At 70.9% G+C, this 19,636-nt stretch carries 19 protein-coding genes; 7 read left to right on the forward strand and 12 right to left on the reverse strand.

Annotation, left to right across the window (positions count from 1 at the left end; all coding sequences use genetic code 11):
* The first annotated feature begins 7 nt into the window (after positions 1–7).
* Positions 8–1,696: a peptidoglycan DD-metalloendopeptidase family protein gene (locus tag ACIRD8_RS07500; RefSeq protein WP_403987596.1), complete on the forward strand. Its 1,689-nt coding sequence runs from the start codon at positions 8–10 to the stop codon at positions 1,694–1,696.
* Positions 1,697–1,738: 42 nt separating this feature from the next.
* Here ACIRD8_RS07500 and pcrA read toward each other — a convergent pair whose 3' ends face one another.
* Complete coding sequence (pcrA, locus tag ACIRD8_RS07505) at positions 1,739–4,177, reverse strand: DNA helicase PcrA (RefSeq protein WP_403987599.1); 2,439 nt, start codon at positions 4,175–4,177, stop codon at positions 1,739–1,741.
* A 448-nt stretch (positions 4,178–4,625) separates the two neighbouring features.
* On the opposite strand from pcrA, the gene ACIRD8_RS07510 reads away from it, so the two are divergent.
* Both ACIRD8_RS07510 and ACIRD8_RS07515 read left to right on the forward strand, forming a co-directional pair.
* The gene (locus ACIRD8_RS07510; RefSeq protein ID WP_403987602.1) at positions 4,626–5,789 is read left to right on the forward strand and encodes an NlpC/P60 family protein; all 1,164 of its coding nucleotides are present in this window, start codon (positions 4,626–4,628) and stop codon (positions 5,787–5,789) included.
* Positions 5,790–5,881: 92 nt separating this feature from the next.
* Positions 5,882–6,316, forward strand: a complete 435-nt coding sequence (locus ACIRD8_RS07515) for a VOC family protein (RefSeq protein WP_403987605.1) — start codon at positions 5,882–5,884, stop codon at positions 6,314–6,316.
* Positions 6,317–6,461: 145 nt separating this feature from the next.
* Here ACIRD8_RS07515 and ACIRD8_RS07520 read toward each other — a convergent pair whose 3' ends face one another.
* Positions 6,462–6,815, reverse strand: coding sequence for a hypothetical protein (locus ACIRD8_RS07520; protein ID WP_403987608.1), 354 nt, complete (start codon positions 6,813–6,815; stop codon positions 6,462–6,464).
* A gap of 356 nt (positions 6,816–7,171) precedes the next feature.
* Here ACIRD8_RS07520 and ACIRD8_RS07525 point away from each other — a divergent pair, with 356 nt between their 5' ends.
* Both ACIRD8_RS07525 and ACIRD8_RS07530 read left to right on the forward strand, forming a co-directional pair.
* A complete protein-coding gene (locus tag ACIRD8_RS07525; RefSeq protein WP_403987611.1) occupies positions 7,172–8,242 on the forward strand; it encodes an NlpC/P60 family protein in 1,071 nt (356 codons plus the stop codon).
* Between the two features lie 12 nt (positions 8,243–8,254).
* Positions 8,255–9,010, forward strand: a complete 756-nt coding sequence (locus ACIRD8_RS07530; protein WP_403987614.1) for a GNAT family N-acetyltransferase — start codon at positions 8,255–8,257, stop codon at positions 9,008–9,010.
* Positions 9,011–9,023: 13 nt separating this feature from the next.
* On the opposite strand, the gene ACIRD8_RS07535 is transcribed toward ACIRD8_RS07530, so the two are convergent.
* Together ACIRD8_RS07535 and ACIRD8_RS07540 are read right to left on the reverse strand one after the other, a co-directional pair.
* Complete coding sequence (locus ACIRD8_RS07535) at positions 9,024–9,719, reverse strand: response regulator transcription factor (RefSeq protein ID WP_099173788.1); 696 nt, start codon at positions 9,717–9,719, stop codon at positions 9,024–9,026.
* The gene (locus tag ACIRD8_RS07540; RefSeq protein WP_403987617.1) at positions 9,716–11,017 is read right to left on the reverse strand and encodes a PspC domain-containing protein; all 1,302 of its coding nucleotides are present in this window, start codon (positions 11,015–11,017) and stop codon (positions 9,716–9,718) included. The genes ACIRD8_RS07535 and ACIRD8_RS07540 overlap by 4 nt, the downstream gene beginning before the upstream one ends.
* A 205-nt stretch (positions 11,018–11,222) precedes the next feature.
* Here ACIRD8_RS07540 and ACIRD8_RS07545 point away from each other — a divergent pair, with 205 nt between their 5' ends.
* Together ACIRD8_RS07545 and ACIRD8_RS07550 are read left to right on the forward strand one after the other, a co-directional pair.
* Positions 11,223–12,557: a PspC domain-containing protein gene (locus ACIRD8_RS07545; RefSeq protein ID WP_403987620.1), complete on the forward strand. Its 1,335-nt coding sequence runs from the start codon at positions 11,223–11,225 to the stop codon at positions 12,555–12,557.
* Positions 12,544–12,792 carry a hypothetical protein gene (locus ACIRD8_RS07550; RefSeq protein ID WP_403987623.1) on the forward strand — a complete coding sequence of 83 codons (249 nt, stop codon included), beginning with the start codon at positions 12,544–12,546 and terminating at the stop codon, positions 12,790–12,792. The genes ACIRD8_RS07545 and ACIRD8_RS07550 overlap by 14 nt, the downstream gene beginning before the upstream one ends.
* Positions 12,793–12,964: 172 nt before the next feature.
* Here ACIRD8_RS07550 and ACIRD8_RS07555 read toward each other — a convergent pair whose 3' ends face one another.
* The 8 genes from ACIRD8_RS07555 to ACIRD8_RS07590 form a co-directional block, all read right to left on the reverse strand.
* Entirely contained in the window at positions 12,965–13,573 is a 609-nt protein-coding gene (locus ACIRD8_RS07555) for a hypothetical protein (protein WP_403987626.1), read from the reverse strand.
* Positions 13,574–13,579: 6 nt separating this feature from the next.
* Entirely contained in the window at positions 13,580–14,215 is a 636-nt protein-coding gene (locus ACIRD8_RS07560; RefSeq protein ID WP_403987629.1) for a hypothetical protein, read from the reverse strand.
* Positions 14,216–14,223: 8 nt separating this feature from the next.
* A complete protein-coding gene (locus ACIRD8_RS07565; protein ID WP_403987632.1) occupies positions 14,224–15,954 on the reverse strand; it encodes a DUF6571 family protein in 1,731 nt (576 codons plus the stop codon).
* 7 nt (positions 15,955–15,961) lie between these two features.
* Positions 15,962–16,108 carry a hypothetical protein gene (locus ACIRD8_RS07570; RefSeq protein WP_403987635.1) on the reverse strand — a complete coding sequence of 49 codons (147 nt, stop codon included), beginning with the start codon at positions 16,106–16,108 and terminating at the stop codon, positions 15,962–15,964.
* A 63-nt stretch (positions 16,109–16,171) separates the two neighbouring features.
* On the reverse strand, positions 16,172–16,603 hold the full coding sequence (locus tag ACIRD8_RS07575; protein WP_403987638.1) for a hypothetical protein: 432 nt from the start codon (positions 16,601–16,603) through the stop codon (positions 16,172–16,174).
* A gap of 166 nt (positions 16,604–16,769) precedes the next feature.
* The gene (locus tag ACIRD8_RS07580) at positions 16,770–17,279 is read right to left on the reverse strand and encodes a DoxX family protein (RefSeq protein ID WP_403987641.1); all 510 of its coding nucleotides are present in this window, start codon (positions 17,277–17,279) and stop codon (positions 16,770–16,772) included.
* A gap of 75 nt (positions 17,280–17,354) precedes the next feature.
* A complete protein-coding gene (locus ACIRD8_RS07585; RefSeq protein WP_403987644.1) occupies positions 17,355–18,623 on the reverse strand; it encodes a hypothetical protein in 1,269 nt (422 codons plus the stop codon).
* A gap of 129 nt (positions 18,624–18,752) precedes the next feature.
* Positions 18,753–19,508 (reverse strand): SAM-dependent methyltransferase, encoded by a 756-nt coding sequence (locus ACIRD8_RS07590; protein WP_403987647.1) that lies wholly within the window; start codon positions 19,506–19,508, stop codon positions 18,753–18,755.
* Positions 19,509–19,636 lie beyond the last annotated feature (128 nt).

A 19,636-nucleotide genomic window follows, 5' to 3' on the forward strand; every position in this document is an offset into this window, starting at 1 on the left:
GAAGTTGGTGAACGACCAGCACCCCCACGCCGGGTATGCCGGATACGACAGCCAGTCCACCGGCAGCTTCGACACCGACCCGCTCTTCGGGACCCTGCCGGGTCAGCACGACACCAGCCACGAAACGACGTACGGCGGCGGTTACGCCCCTGCGTACGAAGCCCCCGCGTACGACGTGCCCGGGTACGGCAGTGGCTACAACAGCGGTTACGACAGCGGCCAGTGGGACACCGGAGCGCATCAGCAGGCCCCGTACGACGCCTATGCCGCCCAGACCCACCCGCAGGCGTCCCAGGGCTACGACACGACCGCCACCTGGATGCCCGAGGCCGGGATCCCGGCGCAGACCGCCCCCCAGGCCCCCGACGCGACGGGCCAGTGGGACACCACCGGCTGGGACCACACCAGCCACACCGGCCAGGCGGGCCAGGCGGGCCAGTGGGCGACGGGCGACACCGGCGCCTTCCCCACCACCACGTTCGACACCACGGCCTACGCGACCGGCACCTACACCGCCCCCGCCTTCGAGACCGCGGGGTACGAGAGCTACGCGGCCGCCGACACCGGCACCTACGACGCCACCGCCTGGAACACCGGCGCCACGCCCGAGAGCGCGGCGTACGCACCCGAACAGACGTCGTATCCCTCGTACGAACACCAGCCGGCGCCCTTCGAGCCGTACGAGACCGCCGAGTTCGCCTCCCACGACGGCGCCGGCACCCACGACCTCCACGGCTCCCCCGAGCTTCACGACTCCCCCGAGCTTCACGACTCCCCCGGCACCCACGACCACGCCGGTGCCGCCGAGGACGGGACCACACGGACGGACCCGTACGCCGAGGCCCCCGAGGCCGACGGCGAACCCGAGCCGCCGGCGGACGTCGTCGACATGGCCGCCGCATCCGCGCCGGAGTCCGTACACCCCGTCGGCCGCTCCTCCGCCCCGCGCGGCGGTGGCCGGGGCCGGCGCCGCACCCCCGCGAAGCGTTCCGCGCTCCTCACCGTCGCCGTCCCCTCCGCCTGCGTCATGAGCGTCGCGGGCATCGCCGCCGCTTCGGTGAGCGGTGTCGGCGGGGGCGAGGAGACGAAGGACGAGACCACGTCCATGGCGGCCGCCGACACGGTCAAGCCGGCCGTGGCCAACAACAAGCTGGACACCCAGCTCGCCAACCTCAACGCCGACGCCGAGAACTTCGCCGACCGCGCCAGCCGCACCCAGGAGCGCATCGACCTGAAGGAGCGCCAGGCCGCCGACAAGAAGAAGCGCGCGGCGGAGGCCGCACGCATCGAGGCCGCGCGTCCGAAGTTCATGCTGCCCGTGAAGCAGCACGGCCTCAGCGCCACCTACGGCCAGGCCGGTGTGAACTGGATGTCCGTCCACACGGGCATCGACTTCCCCGTCTCCTTCGGCACACCCGTCATGGCGGCGACCGACGGCACCGTCCGCACCCAGTGGAACAGCGCCTACGGGAACATGGCCATCGTCACCGCGGCCGACGGCACCGAGACGTGGTACTGCCACCTCAGCACCACCAAGATCCGCTCCGGCTCGGTCAAGGCCGGCGACGTCATCGCCTTCTCCGGGAGCTCCGGCAACTCCACCGGCCCGCACCTGCACTTCGAGGTACGGCCCGGCGGCGGCTCGGCGATCGACCCGATGCCCTGGCTCCGCAGCCACGGCATCAACCCGAACTGAGTCCGGCCGTCACACGGGGCTCCGTGTGACGGCCGGCCCGGGTCAGAGCTTCTCGACCGGCGCGTAACGCAGCAGCAGCTTCTTGGGGCGCTCGTCGCCGAAATCGACCGTCGCCTTGGCCTGGTCCCCGAAGCCCTCGACCGCCGTCACCGTGCCCAGGCCGAACTGGTCGTGCGTGACCCGGTCCCCGGCCACCAGCGTGACCACCGGCTTCTCCGAGGTGCGCCGGGTCGCGAACCCCGACGGCCCGGACTTCGAGCGCGACGAGGACAGCGACGACGTGATGCCCGACGTCGGACCCGCCGCGGCGGCCATCGGCCCCTTGCGCTTCCACTCCAGGTGCTGGTCCGGGATCTCCTCCAGGAACCGCGACGGCGGGTTGTACGAGGGCTGCCCCCAGGCACTCCGCATCGCCGCCCTGGTCAGATACAGGCGCTCACGGGCGCGTGTGATGCCGACATAGGCGAGCCGGCGCTCCTCCTCCAGCTCCTTCACCTGTCCCAGCGCGCGCATGTGCGGGAAGACGCCGTCCTCCATGCCGGTCAGGAACACCACCGGGAATTCGAGGCCCTTGGCGGTGTGCAGCGTCATCAGCGTGACGACACCGGAGCCGTCCTCGTCCTCGTCGGGGATCTGGTCGGCGTCGGCGACGAGCGCGACCTTCTCCAGGAACTCGGCGAGCGTGCCGGCGCCCTCCTCCTCCGCCCGCTCCTGCTCGAATTCGAGAGCGACGGAGGCGAGCTCCTGGAGGTTCTCGATACGGGTCTCGTCCTGCGGGTCGGTGGACGCCTGCAGCTCGGCGAGGTAACCGGTCCGCTCCATGACGGCCTCCACCACGACCGCCGGTCCCGCTCCGGACTCCACGATCGTGCGGAGCTCCTCCATGAGCGTGTTGAACCGCTTCACGGCGTTCGCCGAGCGGGCCGCCATCCCGTACGCCTCGTCGACACGGCGCAGCGCCTGCGGGAAGGAGATCTTCTCGCGCATCGAGAGGGCGTCGATCATCGCCTCGGCCCGGTCGCCGATGCCCCGCTTGGGCACGTTGAGGATGCGGCGCAGCGGAACGGTGTCCTCGGGGTTGGACAGCACCCGGAGGTAGGCCAGGACGTCCCTGACCTCCTTGCGCTCGTAGAAGCGCACTCCGCCGACGACCTTGTAGGGCAGCCCGACGCGGATGAAGATCTCTTCGAAGACACGGGACTGCGCGTTCGTACGGTAGAAGACGGCGACGTCGCCCGCCTTCGCGTCCCCGGCGTCCGTCAGCCGGTCGATCTCGTCGGCGACGAACTGCGCCTCGTCGTGCTCGGTGTCCGCGACGTATCCCGCGATCCGGGTGCCGGCGCCCGCGTTGGTCCAGAGGTTCTTGGGGCGGCGGCTCTCGTTGCGCTCGATGACGGCGTTGGCCGCCGAGAGGATCGTCTGGGTGGAGCGGTAGTTCTGCTCCAGCATGATCGTGGTCGCGTCCGGATAGTCCTCCTCGAACTGGAGGATGTTACGGATGGTCGCACCGCGGAAGGCGTAGATCGACTGGTCCGCGTCACCGACGACGCACAGCTCACCCGGGGCGTCGGCCTCGCCCGCCGGGCCCACCAGCTCGCGCACCAGGGTGTACTGGGCGTGGTTGGTGTCCTGGTACTCGTCGACGAGGACGTGCCGGAAGCGCCGGCGGTAGTGCTCGGCGACGTCGGGGAACGCCTGGAGCAGGTGCACCGCCGTCATGATGATGTCGTCGAAGTCCAGCGCGTTGGCCTCACGCAGCCGCGCCTGGTAGAGCGCGTAGGCCTGCGCCAGCGTCTTCTCGAAACCGTCCGCGGCCTGACCGGCGAAGGTCTCCTCGTCGATCAGCTCGTTCTTCAGGTTCGAGACCTTCGCCGTGAACGACTTCGGCGGGTAGCGCTTCGGGTCGAGGTCCAGGTCGCGGCAGACCAGCGCCATCAGCCGCTTGGAGTCGGCGGCGTCGTAGATCGAGAACGACGAGGTGAAGCCGAGGCGCTTCGACTCGCGGCGCAGGATCCGCACGCAGGCGCTGTGGAACGTCATGACCCACATGGCGTTGGCGCGCGGGCCGACGAGGTCCTCGACGCGCTCCTTCATCTCGCCGGCGGCCTTGTTGGTGAAGGTGATCGCGAGGATCTGCCCCGGGTGCACCCCCCGCTCGGCCAGCAGATGGGCGATCCGGTGGGTGAGCACCCGGGTCTTGCCCGAGCCGGCCCCGGCGACGATGAGCAGCGGGGACCCGGCGTGCACGACGGCGGCGCGCTGCTCGGTGTTCAGCCCGTCGAGCAGCGCGGCGGAGTCGATGACGGGGCGCGGGGCGCCGTCGCGGTAATGGGCGTCACGCGGCGGCGGAGGCGCGTCGAAGACGTCCTCGAAGAGGCCCTCCGGCACCGCCTCGGGCGCGTGCTCCTCAGGGGGCGGCGGGGGGCCGTCCTCCGCTTGCTGGAGGCCGGTCAGGAAACTGTCGTCAAAGAGGCTGCTCATCGCCTCACGAGTCTAGGCGGCCGCACCGACAGCCCGGGCCGCATCCGCGACAAGGGCCCGGGACCGTACGCGTAACGAGACCGCTCACCCACGGAACGTGAGATTCCAGGGGTGATGACCGCCTCGTGGACCGGCGCCCCGAAAAGGTCACGAAAATGTATCGGGCATATCGAACATCAACCTTCACAGGGACACCACGGGTTGGTTAGCGTGCTCCGACGGGTGCCCCGTACCCCCTTGAGGCGAACCGCGCCGCACGGGCACCCCCGCCGAATCCGTACGCCCCCGACGGGTGTCCGGAACCGGGGACCCACACGCAGCACCGGGGTGAATCGGTCCGTCTCCACCGGACCGTAGGGCAGCCTTCCGTTCCGCCCGAACCCTCCCCCAGTGCCTGAACGGCCTGGGGGTACCCCCACCTAACCCGGTAGGCGGTCCACGGAAGGAGATGCCGGCCTTGGCGTCGCATCGCAAGCCGCGCACACGAGTGCGCACCACGACACCTGCCGTCGGTCTCACGACCGCGGCGCTCGCCTCCGTCACCCTGCTCTCCACGCAGAGCGCGACGGCCGCCCCCGCCGAGCCCAAGCCCAGCATCGAGGAAGTGCAGAAGAAGGTCGACGCCCTGTACCGGCAGGCCGGCACCGCGACGCAGCAGTACAACAAGGCGAAGGGTGCGTCGGCCGAGCAGCGCTCCAAGGTCGACGCGCTGCTGGAGGCGGCGGCGAAGCGGGCGGACAAGCTCAACGAGACGCGCCGGGAGCTGGGCAGCTACGCCGCCGCGCAGTACCGCACCGGCTCGATCGCCCCGACGGCGACGTTCTTCCTGGCGGACGACCCGCAGTCGTACTTCGACCAGGACCAGCTGATGGCCCGGATGACCAGCCAGCAGCAGAAGGCGGTCGCCGACTTCCGTACGCAGCAGAAGGAGGCGGCGGAGAAGCGCGCCGAGGCGACCAAGAGCCTGGAGACGCTCACCGAGTCGCAGGCCACGCTGCGCACCAGCAAGCAGCAGGTGCAGACGAAGCTGACCGAGGCCCGCTCGCTGCTGTCCAAGCTGACCGCCGAGGAGAAGGCGCGGCTCGCGGAGCTGGAGCGCAAGAAGGAGGCCGAGGCCAAGCGCAAGGCCGAGGAGCTGGCCCGGCAGCAGGCCGCCAAGGAGAAGGCCGAGCAGGCCGCCGAGGAGGAGGCCGCGAAGGAGGACGCCGGCTCGGGCACGGGAACCGGCACTGGCTCGGGCACGGGCTCCGACAGCGGCTACGCCTCGAAGGCCGAGAAGGTCCTGGCCTTCGCCCGCGCCCAGATCGGCAAGCCGTACGTCTGGGGGGCGACGGGCCCGTCCTCGTACGACTGCTCGGGGCTCACCCAGGCCGCATGGAAGGCGGCGGGCGTCGATCTGCCGCGTACCACCTGGGACCAGGTCGAGGTCGGCACCCGGGTGGCAACGGCGGATCTGCAACCGGGTGACCTGGTGTTCTTCTACGACGACATCAGCCACGTCGGCATCTACAAGGGCGACGGCATGATGATCCACGCACCGAAGCCGGGCGCCAACGTCCGCGAGGAGTCGATCTACTACATGCCGATCTACGGCAGCGTGCGCCCGGCGTGACGCGCGCGCACCGGCGGCTCTCCGTCGGCCTGTCCCCCGGGGCAGGCCGATAACGCCTCGACCCGTACGGCGACGATCGCTACGGTGGCCCGATGAGTTCGGTCAGGCAGGTCCAGATCACCTTCGACTGCGCGGAACCCGAGCGGGTCGCCCGCTTCTGGTGCGAAGTGCTGGGGTACGTCGTGCCGTCGCCCCCCGAGGGGTTCGCCACGTGGGACGACTACGGCCGTTCGCTGCCGCCCGAGCGTCAGGGTGCGGGGTTCGTCTGCATGGATCCCACAGGCGTGGGCCCGCGCATGTACTTCCAGCGCGTTCCCGAGGGCAAGGTCGTCAAGAACCGGGTGCACCTCGACGTGCGGGTCGGCACCGGGCTCGTGGGTGAGGAGCGCGAGGCCGCGCTGGAGGCCGAGTGCGCCCGCCTGATCCCGCTCGGCGCGGTACGCGTGCAACTGCTGCGTGCTGATGGGTTCGACGAGTCGTGCCTCGTGATGCAGGACATCGAGGGCAACGAGTTCTGCCTCGACTGAGGGTCCCGAACTCGACTGAGAGTCCCGAACTCGACTGAGAGTCCCGAACTCGGCTGCGGGGCCCCTCGAACTCGGCTGAGGCGCCCCGCCCCCAAAGTCTTTCGTCCGTCGCGCTTCCGTCGCGCCCGTCCCGCCCCCGTCCCGCTCAGGTCCAGAGCGTGGCGATGAAGATGTTGGCGACCGTCAGCCCGCCGACGGCGGCGAACGCGCCCTTGCCCACCTTCTCGTCGTCCCGCTTCACATAGACGAGCGCCAGGATCACGATCAGGACCAGCAGCTTCACGCCGATCTTGATGTTGTTCACGCTCTGGTCGTCGGCCTGGTTGAGTCCGACGAGGGCGACCCCCGTGACAAGCATGGTGAGCGCGCCGTGCAGCATCGCCGGGACGAACCGGGCCGTGCCCGCCCCCATGGCCTTCATCTGGGTCAGGAAGCCGCCCAGCAGGGAGGCGATACCGATGATGTGCAGGGCCACGAAGACATTGATGAGTACGTCCATGGGCGCAGCCTAGCCGCGGCCATATCACCACTCTTCGGCCAGGTACGACTTCCTGATGAACTCATCCGGTCTCTGCGCGAATTGCCTGACTCCGGTTGATTTTTCCGGTCATCCGGTGGAAGCGAAACAGCACATGAGGGCAATACCTGTCATTACACCTCTTCCCTGTGCGCCGGGTTTAGCGTCCCTCCCAGGTGACCGGCTCTGTACCACCGCCCCCGTACCGGGCGGCTCCCCGGTCGCCCCGCCAGGAATCCGGCGGCGGGCCACTCCCCCCTGTGGTGGCCCGCCGCCGGACCCCGGCGGGCCCGCGGCACCCACCGACGGGCAGTCGAACGGAAGGACGCACCACCCCCGTGGCCGCCGATCGGAAAGCCGCTCACCGCAAGCCCAAGCAGCGTCTGTTCACCGGACCTGCTGCCCGCACCGCAGCCACCCTCGCCCTCGCCGGGGCGGCGACCGCGACCGCCCTCGACGGCGCCGCCCAGGCCGACCCCCAGCTCACCCCGGCCCAGGTCGAGGCCAAGGTCGACCGGCTCTACCACGACGCCGAGGTGGCCACCGAGAAGTACAACGGCGCGAAGGAGGAGGCGACCGCCTCCGAGAAGGCCGTCGACGCCCTGCGCGACGAGGCGGCCCGCAGGACCGAGCGCCTCAACGCCGCGCGCGACACCCTCGGCTCGTACGCCACCGCCCAGTACCGCAGCGCGGGCGTCGACCCCGCCGTCCGGCTCGCCCTCTCCTCCGACCCCGACGAGTACCTGGAGCGGGCCTCCTACGAGGACCGGGCGGGCGACCGCCAGGCCGGCGCGGTCAACGGCGTGCGCCGGCAGATCAGCGACATCGCCCAGCTCCGCGCCCGGGCCGAGGACGAGCTCACGGTCCTCGCCTCGCGTCGGGCCGAGCTGAAGAAGCACAAGGACGCGGTCCGCACCAAGCTCGCCGACGCCAGGAAGCTCCTGGCCACCCTCACCGCCGAGCAGCGCGCCGGCTACGAGCGCTCGGCCGACGCCGCGCACGGCGGCAGCGCCGTACGCGCCGACCGGGGCGTCCCGCGCGGTTCCGTGGCCGCCCCCAACGCCCGCGCCGCGCAGGCCGTCGACTTCGCGTACGGGGCGCTCGGCAAGCCGTACGTCTGGGGCGCCACCGGGCCGGCGTCCTTCGACTGCTCCGGTCTCACCCAGGCGGCCTGGCGCGCGGCAGGGGTCTCCCTGCCTCGTACGACGTACACCCAGATCGACGCGGGCCGCCGCGTATCCCGGTCCGAACTCGCCCCGGGGGACCTGGTGTTCTTCTACTCCGGGGTCACCCACGTCGGGCTCTACATCGGCAGCGGCCAGATGATCCACGCCCCGCGCCCCGGCGCCCCGGTCCGCATCGCGCCGATCAGCGAAATGCCTTTCGCGGGAGCGACCCGCGTCGCATAAGCTCCCGGGCCCATGGACACCGCCATCCAGAACTACGCGCGCACGCTGACCCTCCGCTCCCCGGACCACTACCGGGTCGGCCCGTTCACGGTGCGCCACAATCCGGCCTGGGAGCTGAAGTTCGCCAACTACGCCATCCCCGACCAGGGCGCCGAACCCACCGCACAGGACGTCGCCGACCTGGTCACGGCGTTCCGCGCGCACGACCGGCTGCCCCGGCTGGAGTTCCTGCCCGCCTGGGCTCCCGCCGTCGAACCGGCCCTGCTGGCGGCCGGTTTCACGGAGGAGAACCGCGCTCCCGTCATGGCCTGCACCGCCGACGCCCTCCGGGACCCCAAGCCGGTGGACGGCCTCCGCATCATCGAGCCCGTCATCGAGGCGGAGTTCACCTCCGCCGCCGCCGTCCAGCACACCGGGTTCGGCGGGGAGGGCGGGCCCGACGAAGGCGAGATCGCCTGGCTGCGCGGGGCGACGGCGGGCGGCGGCGTCTCCGCCCTCGCCACCGTGGACGGCCGGCCCGCCGGTGCGGGCGGCTGCTCCGTCCCGGTCGACGGGATCGGCGAACTGGCCGGTCTGGCAGTCGCCGACGCATTCCGCCGCCGGGGCGTCGGCGCGGCACTCTCCGCCTGGCTGACCCGCACCGCCTTCGAGCGCGGCTTCGACGCCGTATGGCTGGAACCGGGCGGCCCCGACGTCGAGCGGATCTACGCCGGCATCGGCTACCGCAGGACCGGCGAGAAGCTCAACATCTCGCTCGATCCAGCCTGAGCCGGGGCAGGGCTCAGACCAGCCGTCGCGCCGTGGCCCACCGGGTCAGCTCGTGACGGTTGGAGAGCTGGAGCTTGCGCAGCACGGCCGAGACATGGGACTCGACGGTCTTCACCGAGATGAACAGCTGCTTGGCGATCTCCTTGTACGCGTATCCCCGGGCGATCAGCCGCAGCACCTCGCGCTCGCGCTGCGTCAGCCGGTCCAGGTCCTCGTCGACCGGCGGGGCGTCCGTCGAGGCGAAGGCGTCGAGGACGAACCCGGCCAGCCGCGGCGAGAACACCGCGTCGCCCTCCTGGACCCGGAAGACGGAGTCGACGAGGTCGGTACCGGTGATGGTCTTGGTGACGTAGCCGCGGGCGCCGCCACGGATCACACCGATGACGTCCTCGGCGGCGTCCGAGACCGACAGCGCCAGGAAGCGCACCGGGTTCTCGACCGCGCCCATCATCGGGGCGCACCGCCGCAGCACCTCGACACCGCCGCCTCCGGGGAGGTGCACGTCGAGGAGGACGACCTCGGGGCGGGTCGCGGTGATCACGGTGACCGCCTGGTCGACGTCGGCCGCCTCGCCGACGACCTCGACCCCGGTCTCCTCGGTGCGGCCGATCTCGGCCTGGACCCCGGTGCGGAACATCCGGTGGTCGTCGACGAGCACGACCCGTACCCGGCGCTCCGGGCCCCCGGTCGCTTCGGTGTTCTCGGTCATTCGCCCGACCTCTCCATCTCCAGCTCGACTTCCGTGCCCCCGCCGGGCACCGAACGCAGCCGCGCGGTGCCGCCGTTGCGCTGCATCCGGCCGATGATTGATTCTCGTACGCCCATCCTGTCGCCCGGTACGGCGTCCAGGTCGAATCCCGGCCCCCGGTCCCGTACGGAGACGAAGACCGTGCGGCCCTCGACCTCCGCGAAGACCTGGACGGCGCCGCCCTCGCCACCGTACTTGGCGGCGTTGACCATCGCCTCGCGCGCGGCCTGCATCTGCGCCGCCAGCTTCTCGTCGAGCGGGCAGTCGCCGACGACGACGACCTCCAGCGGGACGCCGTGCTTGTCCTCGACCTCGGCGGCGGCCCGCTTGACGGCCTCGGCGAGGGTCGTCGGCTCCTCGGCCTCCTCCTTGCCGGTGCCCTCCGGGTTGTACAGCCAGTTGCGCAGCTCGCGTTCCTGGGCGCGGGCGAGCCTGCGGACCTCGCCGCCGTCGTCCGCGTTGCGCTGGATCAGCGTGAGCGTGTGCAGGACGGAGTCATGGACATGCGCGGCGACCTCGGCACGCTCCTGCGCCCGGATGCGCATCAGGCGTTCCTCGGAGAGGTCCTGTGTCATCCGTACGAGATAGGGGCCCGCGAGCAGCGCGATGCCGGCGAGCACGGCGATGGCGGCGGTCAGCGCGGTGCCGAGCTGGGCGGCCGAGCCCCGCACCACCACGAAGGCGGCGAGGCCGAGGCCGACGAGCGCTACGCCGGCCAGCCCCCGGGCCAGGTGCAGCACACGGCGGCGGCGGCCGACCTCGATCCAGCGGGCGCGACGCGCGTTGTCGGCCTGGCGCCACACCAGGACCGAGCCCGCGCCTATCAGCAGCGCCGGCCAGACGTAACGGTCCGCCTCACTGCCCATGTCGACGTTGCTGACGAAGCTCACGGCCCCGATGACCAGCGCGACCAGGGCGAACACCTGGCCCCGGTCGGGTTTGCGGAGCCTGCGCCGGCCGTCCGGGGCGGTCTCGAAGAGGGACCTCTCCACCCCTCCGGCCGCCCCGCCGACCCCGCCCACCCCGAGGGGCACGACGATCCAGAACACGGCGTACAGCAGAGCGCCCAGGCCGTCCGCGAAGAACAGCCCGAGGAAGACGAACCGGACCCAGGCCACGGGCAGTCCCAGGTGCCCGGCGAGCCCGCGCGCGACACCGCCGAGCATCCGCCCGTCGGCGCTGCGGTAGAGCTTGCGCGGCGCCGGCTCCTCCGGGTCCGGGGCGTGGGAGCTCGGGGCTCGGCTCGTGGCTGCTGGCATGCACCGATCGTCACACGTTCCGGCGGGCCGTGGCATCAGGGTCTGCCCGGACTCGACCCTGAGGAGCCGCGCCCCGGCGGGGTGCCCGGGACGTGCACCGGGGCGGGCCCGAGCCGGTCCCCGAGGGCCTCCGGGACGCAATATCAGGGATCGGCCAGGGTCGTCACGGGCCCCACGGGGGCGTACGGGCCGTCACCATGGACCCATGACCGTTCCCCAGGACGCCTCCCCCGGCGTCACGCCACCCCCCGAGCCGGCACCGCGGCTGCAGCGCAGTCCACGGCAGAAAGTGGTGGCCGGGGTGTGCGGCGGGCTCGGCCGGTACTGCGACGTGGACCCGGTGATCTTCCGGATCGTGCTCGGCGTCCTCGCGGTGACGGGCGGCATCGGGCTCATCTTCTACGGCTTCGCGTGGCTGCTGCTCCCCGTGGAGGGCGAGGAGGAGAACGAGGCGCGCCGGCTGCTGTCCGGCCGGGTCGAGGGTGCCTCGCTGGTCGCGCTGCTGCTGGCCCTGGTGGGGTGCGGGCTGCTGCTGTCGATGCTGCACAACGGCGGGATGCTGGCCTTCGCCGCGATGCTGTCGCTGACGGTGATCGGCTTCTCGGTCTGGACCCAGCACCGCAGGACGGCCCCGCCGGAGGACGCACCGGGCAGCGCGCCGCACGCCCCGAGAGGTGCGCCGCACACCGTCGGGCACGGGGCGCCGCCCGAGGTGAAGGCACCGCCGACGCCCGGCGGCCCGTCCTGGTGGCGGGACCCGATCGTCAAGGACGGCACGACCGGCCCGGCGGGGACGGGCTATCTGTGGGGTCCGGCGAGCGCGGCCTCCGAGGCGGCGGAGATCGACCGGAGCAGCCCGACACCGGACGCTCCGTACCGCCCGCCCCACCGCACGCCGGGCACCCGGGGCCCGCGGCCGATCGGCGGCCTCGTCTTCCTGCTCGCCCTGGTCGCGGGCGGCCTGGGCACGGGCCTGAGCTGGGAGACCCATCCGCTGGGCACCAGCCTGCAGATCGGGCTCGCCGCCGCACTCGGGGTGTTCGGCCTCGGCCTGCTGGTCGCCTCCGTCCTCGGCAGGACCGGCTTCGGCACGATCCTGCTGGCCATGATCACGGCAGGACTGCTGGCGGGAGCCACCGTCGTCCCGGACGACATCGGCACCGACTGGGTCCGCAAGGAATGGCGCCCGGCCTCGGTGGCCACGGTCCAGCCGCAGTACAAGCTGGGCACCGGGGTCGCGAAGCTCGACCTCTCCCGGGTCACCGTCCCGAAGGGCGAGACCCTGCGCACCCGTATCGAGGTCGGGGCGGGCCGCGCCGTCGTCGTCGTACCGGCAGGGGTGACGGTGAAGGTGGACGCGGAGGCGGGCCTCGGCGACGTCCAGTTCCCGTCCGACCTGCGCAAGGACGTGGACATCGCCCCCGACCGGCACACCCGGCAGACCCTCGAACCCGCCGAGAACAGCAAGCCCGCCGGCACGGTCGAGCTGGGCATGGGAGTCGGCATCGGACAACTGGAGGTCATCCGTGCTGCGTCATGAATTCCGCCCGGGCCGCGCGGTGGCAGGCCTCGTCATGCTGACCCTGGCGGCCGGCTACGCGGCGGACGCGGCAGGGGCGTGGAACGCCCCCTGGACGTTCTTCGCCCCCGTGTTCCTCGGCGGCCTCTGGCTTGCGGCCACGGTGACGTGGGTGAGCTACCGGCTACGGCGACGGCGGGCGGGGCGGGAGACGTCGGCGGAGGCGTCGCGCGGGGGGTCCACCCAGGCGCTGTGACGGATGCCGGGCCTTCAGCCGCTCGCGAGAACACCGAAAGCGCCGAACTCGCTTACTTTCGAGCGAGGGCCTACCCGACGCGCCGTGAAGCGCGGCGCGTTCAGATCCTGGTCGGCCCCTGCGGCCCGAACCGTAGGGAGTTCGGCACATCGGCGGCCTGGACCGGAAGAGGTCAGCCGATGACCGGTGCACTGTCCGGGAGCTCGACCGCCTTGCAGTAGTCCACGCGGGCGGCCATGAAGCGCGCGAAGTCCGCTGCCAAGGACACGACCTCTTGCTGCACGGCCGGGTCTTTCAGCTCGTCATCGTCCCCACCGACACCGGTGTCCGCCTCCAGCAGGACAGGGCCGCCTTCGCTGTCCTTGCAGCCGACGAAGAGGGAGACTCGGTTGCCCTTGATGAAACCCTTCTCCGCCCCCCAGGAGAGAGGGGAGTAACCCGGTTCGGTGGCGTCCCGGGCGATGTCCTGGGCGTTGTAGTCCTCTTCGCGCAGGATGACGAATTTGGCGAACTCGACCGTCCGCCCACCGCCGCTCAGGAAGCACTTCCAGGTCAACGACACGGAAGTGGCCGAGTAGGAGCCCCACAGGTACTCCTCTTCGTAGGCTTCGCCCCGCTCAGGCAGCAGATCTCGCACCGGTCCGCCGGGCAGCGCGCCGGCACAGACACGGTCCGGGACCACGACCGCCGGGCCCTCCGACTGCCACACCACCCAGGAGCCGAGCCCCACCAGGGCAGCGGCACAGACGCCCACGGGTACGACGATGCGCTTGCGGTCCATCCGGGCTCAGCCGATCTTCGGTGCGGTGTCGGGCAGATCGGCGGCACCTTCGCAGCCGACCACGTCGCGGGCGACGCCGCGGGCGACATCTGCCGTCAGGGCGGAGAGCTCTGCTGTCCTGGCGCTGTCCTTGACCTCGGGGACGCCCACGAGCCCGACCGAGATCTCCAGGAGATCCTTACGCCCCTTCGCGAACGGACAGTCGACGAACAGCTCCACCCCGTTGTGGCTCTCGATGTACCCTCCGGCCGGTCCGAGCGAGATCGGAGTATTGCCAGGCTTCGCCGCCCCCCTCCGCACCCAGTCCCGGTCGTATTCAGGGTCCTGGATCCTGCTGTATCTGATCTCGACGGTATTCCCCCCGCCGGACAGGTCACACTTCCCCAGCCCCCTCGGCAGGCCGGCCATGAAGCCGATGGCGCCCTCCTCGAAGGCCTCGCCCTTCTCCGGCAAGAGGGACTTCACATGTGTCGTGGGCACCGACCCCTGACACACCCGATCCGGCACGGAGAGCGCCGGCTCCTGATCCGGCAGGAACAGGGCAGCGCCACCTCCGGCAATCACGAGAACGCCCAGGGAGGCGAACACGATCTTCTTCCGCTTGTTGCTGCTCGACGGCGTTACCGTCCCGTCGTTGTGCATGGTCCTTCTCAGCTCCCTGCCCGTTGGCGGCCCACGGCGTAGCCCTCCTGGACTTGGCGAGCAGCCGTATTGGCCTGGCTCCTGGCGTTCTCGGGGTCAACTCCTGCTTCGTGGGCCGCCTGGTACGTAGCGTCGTACATGGCGTCGGCCGACGCGCCTTGCTGGCTCTCCAAAAAGTCGCTGCGATCCTGTCCAGCCTCGTCGCTGGAGTCGCGGGTGTAGTGGTCCACGACCGCTTCCTTGATGTCTCCGATGATCATTCCGGCGGCATCTCCGGCAACAGGGAACCTGGACAGACCCATGTCGATGGCCCGGTCCGCCCACTTGTCCGTGGTGGCCAGACTTTCGTTGAATTCCGCGTCGGCGGCGATCTTGTCGTCGTAGACAGCTTGGGTGCGGGACTCCGCCATGATTCCCGCGATCTGGCCACCCGGGCTGACGCGGTTCTCAAGCTCTGCTGAGAAATCTTCGTACGTCGCCTTTTTGTGGTAGCCCTCGTTGATGAGCTCGGTGGTGACCGCCTGCTGAGCGTTGATGATCGCCCCGTAGGCATCGGGGTCCGTCCCCACTCCGGCGAGGAAATCCTTCAGTCGTCCTTTTTCCAAGTCGGGGTAACTCAGATTGGCGTTGCTGCCATGGGTCGAGAAATCCCGCTTGCTATTGAAACCGTCCTGGACGTCACGCATGTACTCGGCTGTAACGTTCCCCAGACTGTCGCTCAGCGGAGACCCCTTGAGCCGGTCGTGATTCTCCCCGTACTCCGAGACGATCCGGTTGACCAGCTCCGCGCTGCCGGCCGAGTGCTTCGGCGGTGTCGCGTCGGAGTCGTACGGCACACCGATGGTGGCCGATTCGAGGGCGTGCCCCAGGGCGTCGTGTCCGAGCGCCTTGTCGTCCTCGCCCAGCGGCCATTCGCGGGCGTCGTCGCCCTTGGCCACCAGGTAGTCCCAGTTGTCCATCTCCTTGCCGTCCGCCGTCGTCGAGTCGTTGAAGAACTCCAGCGACGCCTCGGGGTTGTGCCCCAGGCCCTCCATGAAGCCGGCGAACGGGTCGTTGGGCTCGTCCGTGGGCGGGTAGTTGAGGTTGGCCGTGTCGCGCCAGGCGACATCCGGGTCCCCGGGGTACTCGCGCTCGTACTTCACCAGGCTGTCGCCGTAGTCGTTCAGGAACTCGTCGTCGAACTTGCCCTTGCCCATCAGGCTGCTCATGACCTGGTAGCCGTTGGGGCCCATCGGCAGGCCCTGGATCGGGAACGGCTTGTCGCCGGCCGCGATCACGTCCCGCTTCCAGGTGTCCATGGCGGGGCTCTCGCTCTGGGTGGCCGTGGCCAGCGTCATGCTCAGGTTGTCCTGGACCTCGGCGAGGGTCTTGGCCCGGTCGCCCTCGACCGCGCCGCCGGGCGGGGCCGCCATGTCCCGCCAGAACTGGAGTGTTCCCTCGCCGCCGAGGGTCGTCGCGAAGCGTTCGCTGAAGCCGGGGTTGTCCCGCTGGTCCTTGAGCGTCTCGTTGAAGCGCGCGATGTCCTCGTCGCTCCACTCCCCGGGGTTGGACTCCTGGGCCTTCTTCGCCCAGTAGTCGGCGTCCGCCTTGCCCTGGCGGTCGTCGGCCTCCTTGAGCCCGCCGGGGCCGTCACCGGTGAAGTCGTGCTTGTTCTTCGCGAGTGCCCGCAGGGCCCGTGCGGCGATGCGGTCGGTCTCGCTCGCCTCCCAGAGCACCCGCTTCACCCGGCGCTCCGCCACCGCGAGTTCATCGTCGGTCGGCGTGTGGATGTCGCCGTCGCCCGCCGCCGCACCCGGTGGCCAGGGTGTCCAGCTTGCCGTGCATGGTCTCCCAGTCGGACACCGCGGTGTCCAGCGTGCCCAGACGCAGGTTGGTGAGTTCCTGCGCCGTCATCGTTTCTGCTCCCATAACGCTGCCCAGCCCCGTAGTTGTCGGTCGGCGATCGGTTCCGATGAGCTACTTGATGTAATCGTCGATCTTCGACACCGAAATACTCGTCTGGATGTGGACCTCGTCCTTGGAGTGCTGTGCGCGCGTGAAGTCGAAGTGGTTCGAGATGTGCGCGCACGCCTCCTTCAAGGTGCCGGTCTGGCTGTTCCACGCGTCGTGCAGCTCGGTCAGCGCGGAACCCATGTCTAGACCGTCGTTGAAGAGGTCGATCGACGCGGTGAACGTACTGGGGCGGGCGAAGTCGCCGGCCGTGCCGAACTGCTGGCGAAGTTCGTACGCCGTGTTACCCAGCTTCCCCAGCTGGTCGTCGTGCACGACGAGGTCGCCGCTGGACGCGCCGCCGCCCCCGCCCTCCGCGGGAACCTGGTTGAGCTGCATGCGCGCGGAGCTCCTTTCCGCGGCGTCACTCTTGAGCTGTTCCCATTCATCCCATGCCATGGCGCTTGCCCCTTCCCCGTACGTCGGCAGACCTGTGTGGACGCCGACGCTGCAATCACGCTAACAACTTGCGTGCGGGGTGAACGCACTGGAGGGACATGGGTTCAAAATACTCACATCGAAGTGCCGACCCTTATGCGATATGCCCGACGTGGGCCGCCGGCCGTCAGAGCCCCCTGCGGTGCCGCCGCCCCCTCAGGGCGTCCAGGGACCAGTAAGGCGCCCCCGCCAGCAGCAGCGGCAGCCAGGCCATGAGGTAGACCAGGTCGTTGCCGTAGTAGTACGGCGTGCTCTGCCAGCTCACCGTCAGCCACAGGCTCAGCGAGATCAGGGCCCCGCCGAGCGCCGCGAGCCGGGCCCAGAGGCCGGCCAGGGTGCCCAGGCCGACCAGGAGTTCGCCGATCGCGATGGCGTAGCCGAAGCCTTCGGGGCTCTTCAGGGCCAGGTCGACCAGGCCCGGGATCGCCGCGCTGTCGCGTACGGCGTTCATCATCTCGCCGATCGAGCCGGTTCCGCTCGCGGACAGGAACGCGCTGTCGGTCAGCTTGTCGAGCCCCGCGTAGACGAAGGTGACGCCGAGGAAGATCCGCAGGGGGAGGAGCGCGTACTCCCGTGCCCGGTCCCGGAGACTTCTCGGCTCGTCCAGCCCGTAGGAACCGCCCCTGTACCCGTGCATCACTGCCCCGCCTTCCGTTGGCCCTTCAACAGACCATACGTACGCCGGTGGGGCGCCGCTCACCAGGTGTGCGGTTCAGTCCGTAACGTCGATGAGGCAGGAATTGGTCTCCACCCCCGCGGCCGTGACGACCTGTACCTCCACCGCGCCGGGTTCGACCTCGACGGGCACGGGCACCGTGAGCACCGTGTCCGCCGGGTTGGCGAAGCCTCCGGTGACCGGGATCAGGGGTACGTGGACGTGCACCCGGCCGATCCTGACGACCACCCGTGCCAGTCGGTCGGGGCTTCCGGCGCCCGGGGGCACGAATCCGGCGCCGCGGATCTCGATGTCGTCACCGGTACGGATGGGGGCGTCCAGGTCCCCGGCCTCCCTGGCCCGGACGACCGACAGGATGACCGGGCGGCCGCCCTCCGCGTACTTCCCCGCGAAGTACGTCGCCGCCGAGACGGCCACCAGGACCGCCAGGCCCCACGGCAGGTCCGGCAGCTGCTCGGGTCGGCGGGCCAGGCGGACCGCGGCGAAGAGCACGGCGACGGTGCTGACCAGCACGTACTGCACATCGGTGAAGCTGCCGCGCCCGGAGTCGTCCGTCAGCAGATCGGCGGCCCTGGGCCGGTCGGCGCGCAGCTTCTGCAGCCGCTGCCCCAGGACGCGTACGGTCACCACCCGGCGTACGACGACGGCGACGGCGCAGACCAGCGCGAGCACGGTCAGTACGCCGGCCGAGCGGACCAGGTCCAGGCCCTCGATCAGGGTGTCGCGGTCGGCGTGGGCGGAGGCCCCGGCCAGTTGCAGCGCGAGGACGAGGACGGCGAAGACGGCGAGCAGCACCCAGGAGGCGGCGACCGTACGGGACGTGGACAGCCGGTTGTCCTCGCCGATCAGCGGGGCGAGGAGGCCGCCGCGGGCCCGGTGGACGCGGGCGGCCGCCGTCAGCAGGCCCGCGGTGACGAGTGCGGCGAGCAGGCCGGCGGTGCGGGCGGTCGACCAGCCGGCCCCGATGGCGGTGGCCGCCTCGCCGATGACCAGCAGGGCGACGCCGCCCCAGACCACGGCCAGGGTGCGCTGCCAGAGTGTGTGGAGCCACGCGTCACCGGCCTCACGGCTGCGGTCGGCGACGGTGCGGGCGGACTCGGTCAGCTCGTCCGACACCCACTGCCGGGACGCGGACACGGACTGGGCGACACCGCCGGGCAGGCCCTGGCCGGCGGCGAGTTCGTCCCGCTTGGCGAGGAAGGCCGCCACGGCCCGCCGGTGACCTTCGCGTGCTCCGTGCGGGCAGTCGCCGCACGTACAGCCACCGCCGTGCGTACTCTTCGCCCTCGCCTCGTCCAACGCCACGGAGAACGCCGCCCTTTCCTGCCCCGGTAGAACCAACTCACCTGTGATTTCTGCGAATTGTGCCGTACGGAGCGGGCTCGTCCCGCATCGGGGCGGGCCGTGGGCGCGTGTCGTGGAAATGTGCGATTTTCAGGTGCCGAGTACGAGGTAGGCGAGGCCCAGAGTCCCGCGGTATCCCCCGTAGTAGCCGGTACGGCGGGCGTCGACGGCCTCGGTCACTTCGGCGTGCAACGGGTGCCCGGCGTTGGCCAGCGCCCAGCGCTCGCCGCGCCCGATATTGGCGGCGGACTCGAAGAGGTCCCACTCGCGCTGGTCGGCGACGGTCACCTGGAGCGGCCTGAGCCCGGCCGCCTCCGCCTGCCGGACCAGGCCCAGGAGCGGGCCGAAGTCGTCCGGCTCCGCGCCGAGGCCCTCCAGCGCGGCGGGCGAGGGCTCGCGCTCCCAGAACCCGTCGCCGAACAGCACCCGGCCACCGGGGCGTACGGCTGCCCGCAGGGCCTTGAGCGCCTCCGGGGTACCGCCCGGCCAGGCGTGCGAGGAGCCGATGGAGACGGCCAGGTCGTAGCCCTCGCCCTGGTACTCCGCGGCCGGCACCTCGTGGAAGCGCACCCGGTCGATGAGCCCCCGCTCGTCCGCCAGGCGCCGCCCCCGTGCCACGGCTTCCGGGTCGGTCTCGATGCCGTCCCCGCTGGAACCGGGTGCCGCTTCGACCAGACGCATCAGCAGCTCACCCCAGCCGCTGCCGAAGTCGGCGATCCGGGCGCCGGGTGCGGGGGCGCAGGCGGCGATCAGCTGGGCGGCGTGTTCCTCGGAGAGCGGGGTGTTCCAAGTGAGGTGCTCGTTGCCGGGGGCGGACATGAGGGCGCGGACTTCTTCGGCGGACATGGGGCCGCACCATTCCACGGGCGGCGGAGTCCTGCCACCGGATTAGCGCGCTCGCCGTGGAGCTGCGTCCCGCCCACCCGGATACGCCGATGCCGCCGCCCAAACGAATGAGCGACGGCATCGGCACT

Source organism: Streptomyces sp. NPDC102451, assembly GCF_044765485.1.
In the GTDB taxonomy this organism is placed as follows: Bacteria; Actinomycetota; Actinomycetes; order Streptomycetales; family Streptomycetaceae; genus Streptomyces.